This window comes from Streptomyces sp. NPDC044033, assembly GCF_056434425.1.
On record NZ_JBWKFF010000046.1, the window covers coordinates 1 to 15,562 of the forward strand.

Here is a 15,562-nt window from a genome sequence, read left to right on the forward strand (position 1 = left end):
ACTCCCACTCAGCATCCGAAAGTTGAGGTCGAGACACCCCACCGTTGTACCCCAAGACCCCCGACCCTCCCAGACCGGGGACCCCACGAGATCACTACTCCACACAGGCCCTAGTTGTCGGGCTGGGTACGGGGTTGTCTGGCTGGTCGAGCCACGGCTGCTGGCCGGTTGCGGTGACGGTGAGTCCGTAGCGGGTGCGTTCCGGTGATCCGGCCTGTTCCCACCACCGGTAGGCCATTTCGGCTTCGTCCCACAGGTGGCGCGGCCCGTGCTGCTGGACCTCGAAGCTGGGTGCGTCGGGGAGGTAGTCGAGGGAGGCCCAGGAGCCGGTGGCTGCGTCGGCGAGCCAGAGGGTCCATTCGCCGTCGGGCCCGTGGCCGACTGTGCTGCGGGTGCCGGGCACCATGAGGCCGACGCTGAACGCGGCGTCGGTGTCGCCGAGCGGGTAGCGGGGGTCCAGTCGGGTGCGGCTTGCGGTGGCGTTCTCGGGGTGGTGGACGGTGGCCATCACGTCGCGGGGCGGGGCCTGGGCGCGCATCCACATGAACGCGCTGTCGCCCACCACGGGCCCCTGGGCTACCGGGCCGTCCGGGCCCCGGTGGACATCGAGGCGGAGCAGGACTCCGTTGTGCAGTCCCGTGCCCCAGGGGGTGACGATGCGGCCGCCGGGGGAGAGCTGCTCGACCCACGGGTGGGGGATCTGGTGGATGGCGCACGTCGCGATGAGCCGGTCGTAGGGCGCGCCCTCGGGCCAGCCATCAGCGCCGTCCGCGGTGACCACCGACGGGGCATGGCCGGCGGCCTTCAGGGCACGGCGGGCCCGAGCGGCGAGCTCGGTGTCGACTTCGACGGTGGTCACTTGGTCGTCGCCGAGGAGTTCGGCGAGGAGGGCGGCGTTGTAGCCGGTGCCGGTGCCGATCTCGAGGACACGGTGGCCCTGGCGTGGGTCGAGGTGTCCGAGCATGACTGTGACGACCTGCGGCAAGGACGCCGAGCTGGACGGCGTGAACGCGGGGCTGGCGCCGGGCGGGTCTTCGACCTGAGTGACGAGCGGGATGTCGCTGTAGACGCACTCCCGCCACCGGCCGGGCTCAAGGGCCCGGGACAGAGGAAAGTAGCCGTCCCCATCGCGAATCCAGATCTCGTCAGGGACGAACTGGCCGCGGTCAACGGCGGCGAACACCTTTCGCCAGCCGGGCGCGAGGTGCCCGGCGTCGGCGAGAAGGCCGGCGAGCTCTTCTGGGCCCGCGGCCACGGTTACTTCTTCGGGGGCGGCGGGGGGATGGGCTTGTCGGGTTTGTGGCCGTCGCTCTCAGCTGGGTCCGGCTTGCCGCCGTGCTTGCCCATCGCGCCCCCTAACCGAGCAGATACTTCAGGCTACCGAGAGTGCGCGCGCTGGCACCAGGCCGGCATGGGCCCCGGCCGGTGGCTCGTCGTCCTGCCTCTTTGCCGAGGAGCTGACGGACTGGACCGCCTCAGCGCAGGCCAGGAATCCACTCCATGTCTCCAGAGCACCGTCGAGGTCGCCTTGGCGCAGGCAAATTTCGCCCAGGTGGTCGAGGACGCTGGCGCTGGCGCGGGTGCGGCGGCGGTCGAGTCCGTAACGATCAAGAGCTTCGTGGAGGTGTTCGCGGGCGCCGTCGAGGTCGCCCATCCTGGCGAGGGTCATGCCGGAGGCGTACGCCCAGCGGCCGATGGAGAAGTGGCTGGCCCAGGACTCGCCGGCGGGCGCGGCGGCCGTGCGCTCGATCTGGGTCTGGGCGGCGGACAGAGCCCGGGGCGCCATCGACACCGGAGCCGCCGCCGCGACGCTGGACCACTGGCTCAAACTCGCCGACACCTTCACCACCAGCGGCATCGTGTGAGACAGCGATCCGGGCACTGACCGCAGGCGCGCACCGCCGCACAGCGCCGCCCCACGGCATCTCTGCCGTGCGGCGCCAGGCCCGTTGTATGAAGCGGCACCCGGTGACCCGACGGGGCGAAGGCCGGTGAACCCACACTCCGCCGCTGCGCCCCATCCGCTGCGAACGCTACCGGAGCAAGTTGAGGAGAACGGGCGTGAGCAGCCCTGATGTGGCCCACAATGCCCGCATGGAATGGGAGTTGGGCTCGCACAACGTCATGCAGGGCACGGCCGATTATGTGATCCAGATCGGGCAGGTGCGCGGCGACGTCAACGTCCACCTGCCCCCGGACGCGGACCCCGTCGAGCGGGCGGCGCAGGCTCTGGCGCGCAGCGTCCGGGCGCAGTGGGTGGCGGAGATGACCGCCCGTGACGTGGCGGCGAGCGATCCCCTCCCGGTGCGGTGGCAGGCCGACTGGCCGGCGCTGCGGGAGACCGACGCCGACCCCGCCCCCGATGCCGACCCCGCCCCCGACGTCGACCCCGGCGGGGACCGGCTGGCGATGGTGGCGGACGCGTTCCTAGGGCTCCGCCCGCGCCACCTCGTGGTGCTGGGCGGGCCGGGCGCGGGCAAGTCGACGCTCGCGGCGATGCTCGCCCTGGAGTTCGCCGAGCGGTGCCTGACGCCGCGACGCGCGGACGGCGGCGCCACGGCCCGGCCCGTGCCCGCTGTCGCCCCGGTCGTCCTGACCCTGGAGTCGTGGGACCCGCACGGCGAGCACTTCCACGTCTGGCTGGCACGGCGCATCACCGAGGAGTACCCCGGCCTGCCGCGCGTGGACGGCAGGCACCCCGCCGTACGGCTGATCCAGGACCGCCGGATCCTGCCAGTGCTCGACGGGCTCGACGAGCTTCCCGAACACCGGCAGGCCCTGGTCCTCCAGGAAATCGACCGGGCCCTGGGGGAGCGGGACTTCCTCATCCTCGCCTCGCGCACCGAGGAGTACCGCAGACAGCGCGCCGCGGGACGGCACATCGCGCGGGCCGCCGTGATCGAGGCGCGGCCGGTCGGCTCGCAGGAGGCCGCCGCGTATCTGCTGCGGAACGCCGACCCGTCCGTTCGCAGGCGCTGGAAGCTGCTGTTCGACGCGGTGGACCGCGACCCGCGGGGAGCGGCGGGGCCGGTCGCGCAGGCGCTGTCGAGCCCGCTGATGATCTGGCTGGCCCGCCGCGGCTACCGGATGCCGCCCGCCGATCCGCTGGAGCTGACGCATCCGCGCTTCTCCTCGCGGGAGGCGGTCGAGGAGCATCTGCTGGAGGTGATCTTTCCAGCGGTCTTCACGGAGCATCCGCACGACCCGGACCGGCTGCACGCTCCGGGACAGTGGAACCCGGACCGCGCCCGGCACTGGCTCGCGTACATCGCCGGGCACCTCGACCGCGGCCGGACGGCCGAGCTGGCCTGGTGGCGGCTGCACCGCACGGCGCTGGTGCGGACGCTGGCCGTCCCGACCCTGCTCGTGGTGTGTTTCGCGCTGTCGTGGCTGGCCACCGCCGCCGACGGCTTCTGGCCGGCACGCGCGTACGAGACCGGGACGGGCGACGAACTGGCCCTGACCGGGGGGCTGCTGTACGGCTCGGTGGTGTGGCTGGCCGTGGAGATGTGGTTCGGCTACCGGCGGGGCGAGCCGCGCAGGCGCGCCAACCCCTTCCGTATCGGCGCGGCCCTGCGCTCCGCCGGGCGGGGCGCGTCCGTCGGGCGGGCGGCCAAGGCCGCGGCGGTCGTCGTCCTCCCTACCGCGGGGTTCGGCTGGATCCTCATGGACGCCTCCGACCCCCGCCCGTATCTGGTGATGATCGTGTGCAGCACGCTGCTGGCCCCGGTGTTCATGGTGGCGATCGCCGCGCCCACCGACGCCGAGGACGCGAGCACGCCGGACGAGGTGCTGCTGAGCGAACGCAAAACCGTGCTGCTGTCCGTCTGCACGGTCGCCGTGCTGATCGGGGCCGGGCAAGGGGTCGTACTGGGCTGGTACGGGCCGCACGGCAAGGCGCTGGAAGGGGGCATCGCCGGGTGGCTCGGGGCCTCGGCGATGATGCTGCTGATGAGCCCCTGGAGCCGGTGGCTGCTGGCCAAGGGGTGGCTGGCGACCGCCGGGCGGGTGCCGTGGTCGCTGATGGAGTTCCTGCGCGACGCCCACCACGGCGGCTTGCTGCAGCGCAGCGGCGGCGTCTACCGGTTCCGGCACCTCCGGCTCCAGGAGCACCTGGCGGTCCGGGTCAGGGGACTTCCCACATCCGCTACCCGTTCGGTCCCGGTCCCGTCGCCCATGGCGAGCGCCACGCCGCAGCCGCTACCGGAACAGTTCCTCGCGCCCGTTCCCACGTCCGCCCCCGAGCCGGATTCCACGTCCGTTCCCGCGTCCGCCCCCGCGCCTCCGCGCAGTTTCCGCGACGAGATCGCGGACGCCGAGCGGGAGCCGTTGTCATCGCGCCGGGGCTGGACGGTCCATGAGGACGGTGAGCACGGCTTCCGTGTCAGCAGCAGACAGCGCCGGATCGCCCTCGCCCATTGGCCGCTGATCACCCTCTTCTTGCTCCTGGTGCTCATCCGCCAGGCCGTTCAGGGCGAATGGCGGGGGGTGCTCATCGTCCTGCTCTTCTGGCCCTTGTACGGCGTGCTGGTCACGCTGCTGGGCCTGCTGCGGCCGCAGCGGCACGAACTCTCCCTGACGCGCGAACACCTCGCCTTCCGGGTGGGCCGCCGCCGTGACCAGCTGGCCTGGGCGGGGGTGCAGGAGGTCGCCGTACGCAAGTGCGTCCAGCGGAAGCGGGACACGAAGGTCTACGCCGTCCACGTACGCCTCCGGCCCGGCACCCGCGTGCCCGTACCGTACTTCCGCCGCGGCAACGGCTGGTACACCGTCCTTCTGCTCTCCGTCGTACCGTCGGCCCCCGCGGACCTCGCAGCCGCCTTGACCCGCTTCGCGGGCCCTCTCTGGCATCCGCCCGCCGAGCCCGTCGCGCGGCCCGCTGCGCGGGGCGAGGTACGTGACGGGGTGCGCAACGAGATCTCGGGGCAGGCGCGGACGGGCGGCGCCGTCCAGGCCGGAACCGTCCACGGGGACATCACCGTGCGCCCCGAAGCCGACCCGCCCCCGGGCAGGCACGAGGGCTAGGCAGCGTCTTCAATTGATCTTGGATGGTGGATCATGGCCGGGTGATACGCCGTCATGAACTAACCGATACGGAGCGGGAGTTCGTCCAGCCGTTGCTGCCCGAGTCACTGCGCGGGCGGAGGCGTCTTGATGACCGCACTGTGCTCAACGGGATCGTGTGGAAGTTCCGGACCGGGACCGCGTGGCGGGATGTGCCCGAGCGGTACGGCTCGTGGCACACGCTGCACACCCGCTTCCGCCGGTCGGCTCTGGACAGCACCTTCGAGCGGATGCTACGGGCCGCCCAGACCCGGGCTGACGCACTGCGGCAGGTGCTGGCGTGTGCGGACTGCGGGCAGCAGCGGGCGGGCTGTGCGAGGCGTGCGGCTACCAGCGCCGGACCGAGACCCTGATCGTGGAGGCCGGCCTGGTCGCCGCGACCTGGTCCGCTGACCTGGACGACCAGAGCGACATCACGGCCGTCACCGACCACGTCCGGGCGTCGCTGGCGTCGGACATCGCGAAGGCTCAGGGCGAGTTCATGGCGATGGTGGAGCCGGGCGAGCTGGAAGCGGACCCGGCCAGTGCGGCGTCCGCGCTCGCCTTCGCCGCGCTCCAGGCCGTGGAGCAGGCACTGCCGGAGTACCGCGCCAGCGCGCTGGGCCGGCTGGGGCGGATCGAGGAAGCCGAGGCGGAGGCCCGCCGGGAGTACCGGACTGAGCAGAACCGCCGCTGGTTCCAGCACAACCCGCACGGCGCGGACGCCGTCGCCGCGGCGACGAAGGCCGCCGACACAGCCCGCGAACGCACCGCGCAGTACCTGCTGACGGTGCGGCTGGAGCAGCTGCGCGAGCAGGCCGCCGCGCGGACCGAGACGGCTGCGGCCGCACCGTGGACGGACCGGCTGCCCGAGCTCGCCGCCCGCCCGCTGGCCAGCGACGCCACCAGGGCGGTGATCGCATGACCACCGAGCCGGAGCTGAGCGGCGTGGACCTCGCGCGCCAAGCCCTGGTCGCAGCCCGGGAGACAGCGAGGAAGAACGGCACCGCCAGCAAGAAGCCGAAGCGGCGCGTCACCACCGCCGCACGACGGGACGGCCGCGAGCCGCTCGGACTCGGCAGCGCCATTGGCCAGATGATGACCGAGCGCGGCATGGTCGCCCAGTTCGACGCCACCCTCGCCACGACCGGCCTGAACCCGCCGGGCGGATCCAGGCCGTGGCATTCGACGCGGACACCGCCCGCCTGGACGTGGTTCCCGACGCTCCGGCCATCGGCACGAGCCGCGCTGGAGCACACCGAAACTGATCGCGACGGCCAATTGACGTCCCCGCAGGGGGGAAACAGCCCGCGCCCTGTTGAGCTACGTGGTCTCACTGGCGCTGTCCAGCCCTGACGCCCAGCTCGTTGCGGTGGTGGTGGCCATCCGGGCCACCCGCGGCAGAACTGGCAACTTCACCGGTTCGGACCTGTCCGCCTTGCGGCATCGAGACCGCCCACGCCGCGGCGCCCGCCTCCAGGCCGGCGACCGAGCGCTGAACCGTCCGTACGGTTGCCGTCGGCCGGAGCCAGCCGTCCCGACGCCTCGGATGCACCGGAGACCCGCCCCCTGCGGAGATCCTTCAAGGGGCGATCGCCGGTGCCCGGTTGTCAGTGGCCTGCTGCATGATGCGGGGCATGTGACGGCCTGCCCGACAGGGTTCCCGAGGCCGTTCTTGACGAGGGGAGTGCTGTGCGTAGACCGGTCACAGGCGAGGTGCACGTGCACTACGGCCAGATATACGTCGAGAGCGATCCGGGCAGCGCGAACCCCCATCTAGTCACCGGGCTGCACACCGGCAGCGTCGGCTTCGTCGTCGAGGTCCACGAGGACGCTCCTCCGCTGGATGCGGATTGGGGGGACGTGGTGGAGGTGTCCTTCCGACCGGTGTCGGACCGTACCTGTTTGGTGCAGTGGGCGGGCGAGGCCGCGTGGGACCTGGGTCTCGCCCGGACCGACTACCGGGTGCGGTATTGCGCCCAGGGGATGGATGAGGGACGGGAACTCGACACCAGAGGGGCTGAGGAACCACAGGCCGACAGCTACCTCCTGCAGTTCTGGCCCGCCCCGCTCTGCCCGGACCGTGTGATCCGCCAGACCTCCCAGAACGCCGCGTACTGGCACAGCTACGCGCGCGAACTCCCGCCCCCGCCCACCCCCGAGCAGCGCGCCGAGACTGAACGCCTGGCCCGTCAGGCCGAGGAACGGGCCGCCGAGGAGCGGCGCCTGCACCGCGAGCAGTGGGAGTGGGGCGGACGGCTGCCGAGCGATGGACTGCGCGGTGCCCGCGGGAGCAATGTCCTTGGTCTGCTCCGCTTCGACAGCGACTTGGTGCACACCCTCGATGCCGCAGGTCCCCAGGTCCAACGTGCGGTGGCCGTGCTGGCCGCACGGCGGGCCTGCGAGGCGGCGGGTCTGACCGATGTGCCGTGGGCCGCCCAGGCGCTCATAGAGCTGGCGCAGGGACGTCCGCTGCCGTCGCCGTTCGATGACGAGGCCCGGATGTGGGAGATGCTGCGTTCCGACCCCCGCGTACCGGAGCGGTCGGTGCTCCAAGCGATGCCACCCGAACGAGAGCTATACCGTCTGCCGGTGTCTCTGACGGGGGCCGGAGCCAAGTGCGTCCCGGTTGCGGGGTCGGCAAGCGCCGGACCGGTGCGGCTTGGCCCCGGCTGGGAACTGAGTGCGCTCGTACCGGCAGCGACGAGCGATGAGAGATCGGCACCGTCCACCGGCGTGGGGCACGGCGTCGCCCTGGAGGTGGGCCCCACGGCCACGCCGCGCGCCCCCGTAGAGATCTCACAGCCCCACTTGGCTCTCCCCGCCGTGCTCGCTGCCGCCGAGCGCGCTCCGCTCACGGCGGCGCTGGACGCGGTGTGGCATGCGCTGAACACGTGTGGCCAGCACTATCCGCATCTGCTGGAAGAGATCCGCTCAGCGTGCGCCGACCGGACAAGGGAGTAGGCAGACGGCCGCGCTCGCCTTCGGCGCGCGGATGCCATCCCCGCTTCTGGGCGGAGCCGAGCTTCGGCACCACCATGGTGGTGCCGCGACCGTACGGGCAGGAAGAAGAAGGAGGCCCGGATGGGAGCCATCCTCAAGACCGTCATCGGCGGGGAACTCGTGGAGATCCCCGGCACCATCGCGGACGTCCGTGCCGCGCTTCACGCCGAGCGGAGGGATGAGTTCGACCGCGAGATCGAGCATGCCCCGGCCACCGAACTCCCCTCGTCCTGGTCCGCTGGGCCCTGGCCGGTACCGGCGCCGAGGAAGAGGACGAGGCGCTCTTCGAGCGCCTGGCCCGGGGCGAGGACATCGCGGCGCCCACGAACCGAGCGACGGCGGTACGCCGGGCCCGCAGGTGGCGTGAGCCGCTACCGCCACCCGTACGCACCAAAGGAGAGGAGAGGCCCGCCGCTGAGGCGGGCTCGCGCACCACGGGCACCCCCCTGTAGGCGGCCACCCACTCACAGGCGACGCGCACGATGCGAACCTGCCGCTCGGACAGCGGCGCCGTCCCTGCCGTCAACTACTGCCGTCAGAGCATGCTGAAGCCCCGCCAGGAGGTACCTGACGGGGCTTCGAATTTGCTACTGCGACTTTGGACTGGCGAGCATCTTCACTCCTCAAGGCCAGACTGAAGCCGCTGCCAATCCTCGTGCTGACCACGCCAGGCGGCGCTCGCATAAATCGCGGTCTTCGCCTCGGGCAAAGGCAGGTTAAGTACACGAGAAGCTACGTAGATCGCTTCGATCGGCGACAGGCCCAGTTCTCGCAGTTCCTGGAATACCGGTTCTCGCTCAACTTGCCCTCGACCCACGATGCTCGATACCAACCCATCCAGTCGGGATCGATCCATTTCTCTAATCTCCTAGGATCTTTGCGACGTCCAAGGTCATCGACCCTGGGCGCTTGAAGATACTTCCGTCCGGTTGCGGTATATGCCGCTCATAATGCAGCACGACGGTGCTATACCCCTGAGATCTCGCCTGCTCGGCGATGGAGCGCTTCATCTGCCGGATTGCATCTGGCCCAATCGGGGCGCGACTGAGTCCCTGAGTCCCCTTCGGGAAAACCATCAATCCGTCCAGATGCATGGTGTCTCCGGCCGCTCTGACGGTCGCCATCGTCTCAATCGTCTGCCCTCCAACCTCGAATGAACCGTCCCAGATATCTCCTTCGGTGAGTGGAAAGCAGTTGCTGTTGTGCACGAGTACCGGCGTGGTCCCCGCGAGTACATAGTACGTGTGAAGGTTTTCGACGGTGAGGTTGTAGGTGCGTGCGTGCCGGTCGTAGGAACGATTGGCCTGCACCTCGACAGTGGTGTGGTCGGTGCTCAAGAGCGTTGTGCCCGGGGCGACTTCCTTCGCCTTGAGCCAGCGGTTCGCCGAGGGGCTCCAGAAGGGGTGCTCGTAGGTGGCGGTGATTTTCTGGGGGCCGTCGGGGGTGGCGATGGCCAGTTCATTGAAGTGTTTGTCCTCTTCGGTGATGATCAGTCGGGTGACCTTGCGCTGAGCTGTCACCCCGGCGACCGGGTCGGTCGCGAGGACTGTGTCTCCCTTCCTGATGTCCTCGATGTTCCGCGTGGAGGAGTCACCCATGAGGACTTTGGTGCCGGCCAGGAAGCACTGGGTGCAATGCTTGAGACCACTCGCCTCTTTGTTGATGCGAGATCCGCGGGCAAGTTTCTCTACATCGTCTGCCCCCTTGAGGCCCTTCACTCCGACTTCAAGGCCCTTGGCGACCTTCCCTACCGGCAGGAACCCTGCGATGGTCCAGCCGCAGCCTTCCCAGGAGCCGTCGACGACGCAGGCGACAGCGTCATTCGCACCACCCATTTCAAGGAGGGTGCCGAGGATTCCTTGAACGCAGCGGGGGTCTTTTATCCCCCAGAACAAGGTGGGGCACTTCCCCGCCTGTTGCTCAACTTCCGCGGCCTGCCGGCGTGCGGCCTCCGCCTCACGTGCTTCCTTTGATTTCTTCTCGTCCCTCATCTCTTGTTCTCTGGTCTGCTGCGCCCATTCCCAATGCTGCTGTACGAGGCGGAGTTCTTCGACGCGCGCCTTGACTCCCGCTGCCGCGCGGGCTGCGGCGTCGGCGTCCTTGCCTGCCTGCACAGCCGAGGCATACGCGGCGGCAGCTGAGCTGTATGCGGCGTCGGCAGAACCTCGAGCCCAGGTGGCTGATTCCTCTGCTCGTGCGGCGGAGGCTTCGGCCGAGTCGGCGGCGGTTGCGGCGTCGCTTGCGGCCGCGCGTGCGGTGCGGGCCGAGCGGGCCGCATCGTCTGCTGATTTCTCGGCCTGCTGGGCGTAGGTGCGGGCCTGTGCGGCGTGGTCCTTGGCCTGGCCGGCGGAGGTCTGGGCCTGCTTGGAGTACTCGGCGGCCTTGTCCGCAGCGTGGTGGGCGTTGGCGGCGACCCCGGAGGCCAGGGCGGCGTTCTGCTGGGCCTTGGACGCGGCTACGGCGGCTTCGGCGACCAGTTGTTTGACGGCGGCGACGTGGGTGGTGGCGAGTTCGTCGCGGCGGATGGCGTTGTACTGGCCGACCTGGATGAAGGCGTGCAGGAGCTGGGGCGGGCCTTCGAGAGCGACCTTGGCGGCCGCCTTGGCCTCGGGGCCGCCGCTGTCCTCCAGGCGGGTGGCCTCGATGCGTTCGTCCGACAGACGTGCGCGGTACTGGTCCTTGTTGAGGAAGGCGCGGACCTTGTCGGCCGAGCCGTCCTGCAGCGCCTCCCGGGCGGCGGCCTTGACTTCTTTGCCGGCGCCGTCGGAGATCTGGGTGGCGCGGAGGCGGTAGTCGATGAGCGCCGCGTCGTGTTGGCCGGTGCGCAGGAAGTCCGCGATCTGCTTCGCGTCGCCCTTGAGCGCCTGGGCCGCGGCTTCCTTCACGGATTTGATGCCGCTCTCGTCCGCCAGGTGCTGGACCTCGTCGTGCTGGTCCTCCTCTACGGCTTTCTGCCGTCCGGTGCGCAGGTATGCGCGGACCGCGTCGTCGCTGCCGCCGAGTGCGGTTTTGGCGGCGGCCTGGCTCCAGGCGCCGCGGGTCTTGAGGATCTGGAGGGCGAGTTTACGGCCCTTGGGGGCGAGGTCCTTGGTGTCGGTGTCCGGGTTCGCGGCCTCGTCGGTGAGGCGGGCGGCTTCGGCGCCGAGGTCCTTGTCGGCTTGGGCCGCCCGTGCGATCTCCGCCTCGTGCTGCTCGTCGGCCTGGCGGAGTTCTCTGGCTTGCTGGACCTGGATGGCGGTGCGGGAGGCCAGTTCCGCGGCTTCGACCTTGCGGGCGGTCTCCTGGACCTTGCTCGCGGTCGCTGCCGCGCGGGTCGCCGTGTCAGCGGCTTCCCGGGCCGCGTCTGCGTGGGCGTCGGCCTGCTCTGCGGCGTCGGCTGCCTCTCCGGCGTGCTTGGCCGCCTCTTCGGCGGCCTTGCCGGCCTTCCGGGCGTGATCGGCGGCCTTGCCGGCCGCCTCCCGGGCCTCGTCCGCCGCGTCGGCTGCTTCGTTGGCCAGGGCCTGGGACTGCTTGGCGGCGCGGGCGGCCGCGTTGGCCTGGCTGCGGGCAGTGGCCGCCCACTGCTTGGCCTGGGCGGAGTCCGCGCCCGCCTGGCCGGCGAGGTTGCCGGCCTCGTCCGCCGCGTCGGCGGCCCTGAGGGCGTTGGCGCTGGCACTGGCGGCCGCCCCAGCCGCCTCGCCCGCCGCACGGGTGACAACAGTCACCTGCGCGGCGGCCTCCTCGGCCTGCTCGGCTGCCTTCGACGCGTTGAATGCGTCCTCGGCCGCCTTGCGTGCGTTGGCGGCGCCGCCCGCGTCGTTGGCCGCGTCGGCGGCCGCATCGCGCGCCCGCGACGCCGCCTCGGCGGCTCCGGCGGCGGCGGAGGCGGCGTTCGCGGCGGCGTTCGAGGCCATGCGGGCAGCGGAGTTGGCGGCCTGTGCCGCGCCGATGGCCTCCTGCGCCGCCTTCGCCGCGCTCTTCGCCGCCTCGGCCGCGCGCCCGGCCGCGCTCGCCGCGCGTCCGGCGTCCTTGCCGGCCGCCTTGGTCTCTTCCGCTGCCTTCTGTGCCTGCTCCTTGGCCAGTTCGGACGCCTGCACCGCGCGTTCGGAGGCCCGCTTGGCGGCCTCGGTCTGCTCCTTGGCGACCTTGCCGGCTTCCTCGGCCTGCTCGGTCAGCTGGGCGACGGTGGCCCGTTCCTGGTCGCGGGCGCGGGCGACGTACTGCCCGACGTTCAAGAACTCTCGGACGTCCTCGATGGAGCCGTTGAGCGCGAGCCGGGCGGCCGCCTTGGTCGCGGGGCCGGCGCCGTCCTCGATCTGGGTGGCCCGGATCTGCTCGTCGGCCTCCCGGGCCCTGTACTGCATCGTGTCGAGGAACTTCTTGACGTCCTCGTCCGAGCCGTTCAGCGCCTTGCGCGCGGCCGCCTTGACGGTGGGGCCGGCGCCGTCCTCGATCCGGGTGGCCTCGATCCGCCGGTCCTGGCGCAGCGGTTCCTGCCAGCCGGTCTTCAGGAAGGCCCGCAGCTCTTCGGTCGTCCCGTTGAGCACCTTGTGTATTTCTTTGCGGATTTCAGGTCCGCCCACGTCGTACATGCGGGTGGCATCGAGACGGTCGTCGTTGAGCTCGGCCAGGTCCTTCTCCCGGTCGAAGAACTGGCGCACGTCCGCGTCGGAGCCCAGCAGCGCGGTCTCGGCCGCTGCCCGGGTATCGGTACCGCCCTGCATCCACAGGTCCACGATCCGGTCGCGGTCGGTCTTCTCGGGCAGGGAGGTTCCGTCGCCTGGTTTCGGGTCGGCCGAGGCGGGGCTTTGCCCGATCAGGCCGAGGAGGAGCGCGAGAGGCAAAAGGGTCAGGCACAGGATGCGTATGCCCAGCGCCTGTCTTCTCCCGGGTCTCGCCAAGTAAAGGCTATTTCTCACTGGTTATCTACCCCTCTTGCCGGTCGATGGCTGCCGCAATTCGGCGGCGTGAGCATATCCGCCCCGCCGGGGCAGGGAGGGGAGGGCGTGGCCGAAAATCGACCCACTCTGACCTGCGCAAACGGTCAAAAGATGATCAAGATTGTCATGCATGCATCAGGAAATTACCAGTGGTAACGATTCCCTGATTAGCGCTTATGCACTTTAGGGCAGGGAAAAATCCAACAAAGTCGAGAAGGGTGGTAGGTTACCGGCCGCTGGTCTTTATTTCGCTATTACGCACTGCCTGCCTCATTGCTAGAATCCCGGAAGGAACCTTTGTTGATATCTCGCGCGCGCAAAATGCTGCTTGCCGGTGCCTTCGGAACCGCCTGCGCCATCGCGGCCGGCACCATCCTCGGTAGCGCGGCAGTCGCCGCCCCCGATCCCGCGGACGACAACCCGCTGCCGTCCGCGGTGGAAACCTTCCAGTACCCGAACGCGGAGAAGATCCTCAAGGAGCGGGGCATCGCCCTGCGCAAGGGCGACGGGCACATCACCCTGGCCGACTGCGCCGCCACCCACGACATCGTCGTCATGTCCTCCAGACGCGAGGACCCTGACCCGGACGGGGGCACGTTCTGCTTCAAGGTCACCGGAACCGGCAAGAAGGGTTACCTCTCCCTGGAGATCCCCAAGGTCTTCCGCATCGCCACCGGGGACTACGCCGTCCAGGCCAGCCTGACCTCGGAAGGCCAGACCCAGACCGTCGACGTCCCCAAGGACACCGACGCACCGGTCGGCGAGGGCCACAAGCAGCCCGCCACCGTTCTGGTCGAACTCCGCGTCACCGCCTGACCGCCCGCTCATGGCACGCACCCCGGCCGCAGCCGGCTCCGCCCCGTCTCCGAAGGAAGACTCATGCCTGTCAGACGACCGCGCATAGCGCGCGTGACCGGTCTCCTCTCCACCGCCCTCGCCGCCACCCTGACGCTCACCGCCGCGCCGGCCCACGCGGTCGCCGGTGAGACCGTCAAGGAGGGCTCCTACGCGTTCACGGCCAAACTCGACATCGGCGGACAGCGCAGCTGCTCGGCCACGCTCGTCGAGCAGCAGTGGCTGGTCACCGCCGCCAGCTGCTTCACCGACGACCCCGTCCACCCGACCCCCATCGAAGCCGGTGTCCCGAAGCTGAGGACGACGGCGATCATCGGGCGCACCGACCTCACCCGCGAGGAGACCGGCACCCAGGCCGACGTCGTCGAACTCGTGCCCCGCACCGACCGTGACCTGGTCATGGCCAGACTCGCCAAACCGGTCACCGGCATCACCCCGGCCCCCCTCGGCTTCAATTCCCTGCTGCCGGGCGAGAACATCCTGGTGAGCGGCTACGGCCGGACCGCCGACGAATGGGTCCCCGACCGCCTGCACTCCGCCAGGGCCACCGTGGGCGCGGTCAAGGACACCAGCGTCACCCTCACCAGCAAGACCGACACCGCCATGGTCTGCCAGGGCGACACCGGCGGCCCCGCCTTCCGCGCCACCGGCGGCAACTACGAACTCGTCGGCATCCACAGCACCTCCGGCCAGGCCGGCTGCTTCGGCACCGACGAAGCCGAGAAGCGCACCGCCGCCTCCGAGGCCCGCGTCGACGACATCGCCGGCTGGATACAGGCCGTCGCCTCCCGCACCCTCCTCGACCGCGCCCAGTGGCAGAACGCCGCCTACCTCGCCTCCGGCCACTTCACCAGCCCCGCCGACGGCCGGCGCCGCATGGACCTGTTCGTCGTCTGGAAGGACGGCTCCGCCACCCTCTACCAGGGCGCCGACCACGACGACCCCAAGCAGCCCTTCTCCACCGCCCACCAGATCGCCGCCGCGGGCAGCTTCTGGACCCGCGCCCAGGCCATCACCGGCGGCACCTTCGCCGCCGACGGCCTGGACGGCGTCACGGTCCGCTGGTCCAACGGCAAACTCTCCACCTTCACCCACCTCGACCAGAACGGCGTCCACGACGAGCAGGTCCTGCGCGAGCCCGGCGGAGACAACCCGTTCTGGAAGAACGCCCGCCTGATCACCGCCGGCCGCTACACCGACAACCCCCTGCGCGACGACCTCCTCGTCCTGTGGGACGACGGGTCCGTGTCCATGTACGCGCACACCTCCACCCAGGGCCTGAAGGGCTGGACCCAGCTCCACGACGCCGGCAAGGACGCCTGGACCGGGGCCGCCCAGCTCAGCGCCGGAGAATTCACCGGCAAGAAGACCGACGACCTCGTCATCCGCTGGCAGGACGGCGACACCACCATCTTCCCCGGCGTCGACACCAACGGCTTCCACGGCCGCACCCGCATCCGGGACGTCGGCTCCCCCTGGAAGAACGCCGAAATACTCACCGTCGGTGCCTTCACCACCCCCGCCGCACGCCCCGACGACATCCTCATCCGCTGGGCCAACGGCAACCTCGGCTACTACCCCCACGTCGACGCCAACGGCACCCACGACGCCATCCCTCTCGTCAACCGCTGACCACCAACCTCAGCGAAGGCATGGAGCAGCCCCGCCTGCCCGGACGTCCCGGGCAGGCGGGGGTGGGTCCCGTCTCCGGCGGAACCAAGACCGAAAGTTTCCGGTTTACG

Annotated in this window: 12 protein-coding genes; 8 read left to right on the forward strand and 4 right to left on the reverse strand. The window is 70.5% G+C overall.

Annotation, left to right across the window (positions count from 1 at the left end):
- Positions 1–94: 94 nt before the first annotated feature.
- Both AC07AB_RS39540 and AC07AB_RS39545 read right to left on the reverse strand, forming a co-directional pair.
- Positions 95–1,255, reverse strand: coding sequence for a methyltransferase domain-containing protein (locus tag AC07AB_RS39540; protein WP_478577392.1), 1,161 nt, complete (start codon positions 1,253–1,255; stop codon positions 95–97).
- Between the two features lie 117 nt (positions 1,256–1,372).
- Entirely contained in the window at positions 1,373–1,669 is a 297-nt protein-coding gene (locus AC07AB_RS39545) for a hypothetical protein (RefSeq protein WP_478577394.1), read from the reverse strand.
- Between AC07AB_RS39545 and AC07AB_RS39550 the strand changes: the two genes are divergently transcribed.
- From AC07AB_RS39550 to AC07AB_RS39575, 6 genes are all read left to right on the forward strand, one after another.
- On the forward strand, positions 1,668–1,865 hold the full coding sequence (locus AC07AB_RS39550; protein WP_478577395.1) for a hypothetical protein: 198 nt from the start codon (positions 1,668–1,670) through the stop codon (positions 1,863–1,865). The genes AC07AB_RS39545 and AC07AB_RS39550 overlap by 2 nt on opposite strands.
- Positions 1,866–2,061: 196 nt before the next feature.
- Positions 2,062–5,025 (forward strand): NACHT domain-containing protein, encoded by a 2,964-nt coding sequence (locus tag AC07AB_RS39555; RefSeq protein ID WP_478577397.1) that lies wholly within the window; start codon positions 2,062–2,064, stop codon positions 5,023–5,025.
- Between the two features lie 23 nt (positions 5,026–5,048).
- Complete coding sequence (locus AC07AB_RS39560; protein WP_478577400.1) at positions 5,049–5,417, forward strand: transposase; 369 nt, start codon at positions 5,049–5,051, stop codon at positions 5,415–5,417.
- Entirely contained in the window at positions 5,345–5,968 is a 624-nt protein-coding gene (locus AC07AB_RS39565) for a hypothetical protein (protein WP_478577403.1), read from the forward strand. Before AC07AB_RS39560 ends, AC07AB_RS39565 begins: the two co-directional genes overlap by 73 nt.
- Entirely contained in the window at positions 5,965–6,399 is a 435-nt protein-coding gene (locus AC07AB_RS39570) for a DciA family protein (RefSeq protein WP_478577406.1), read from the forward strand. The genes AC07AB_RS39565 and AC07AB_RS39570 overlap by 4 nt, the downstream gene beginning before the upstream one ends.
- Before the next feature lie 336 nt (positions 6,400–6,735).
- The gene (locus AC07AB_RS39575; protein WP_478577409.1) at positions 6,736–8,007 is read left to right on the forward strand and encodes a hypothetical protein; all 1,272 of its coding nucleotides are present in this window, start codon (positions 6,736–6,738) and stop codon (positions 8,005–8,007) included.
- A gap of 655 nt (positions 8,008–8,662) precedes the next feature.
- Here AC07AB_RS39575 and AC07AB_RS39580 read toward each other — a convergent pair.
- Both AC07AB_RS39580 and AC07AB_RS39585 read right to left on the reverse strand, forming a co-directional pair.
- On the reverse strand, positions 8,663–8,902 hold the full coding sequence (locus tag AC07AB_RS39580; protein WP_478577412.1) for a hypothetical protein: 240 nt from the start codon (positions 8,900–8,902) through the stop codon (positions 8,663–8,665).
- Positions 8,903–8,906: 4 nt separating this feature from the next.
- Complete coding sequence (locus AC07AB_RS39585) at positions 8,907–12,869, reverse strand: polymorphic toxin-type HINT domain-containing protein (RefSeq protein WP_478577415.1); 3,963 nt, start codon at positions 12,867–12,869, stop codon at positions 8,907–8,909.
- A 417-nt stretch (positions 12,870–13,286) separates the two neighbouring features.
- Between AC07AB_RS39585 and AC07AB_RS39590 the strand changes: the two genes are divergently transcribed.
- Positions 13,287–13,781, forward strand: a complete 495-nt coding sequence (locus tag AC07AB_RS39590; protein WP_478577417.1) for a hypothetical protein — start codon at positions 13,287–13,289, stop codon at positions 13,779–13,781.
- Positions 13,782–13,844: 63 nt separating this feature from the next.
- On the forward strand, positions 13,845–15,452 hold the full coding sequence (locus tag AC07AB_RS39595) for a S1 family peptidase (protein ID WP_478577419.1): 1,608 nt from the start codon (positions 13,845–13,847) through the stop codon (positions 15,450–15,452).
- Positions 15,453–15,562 lie beyond the last annotated feature (110 nt).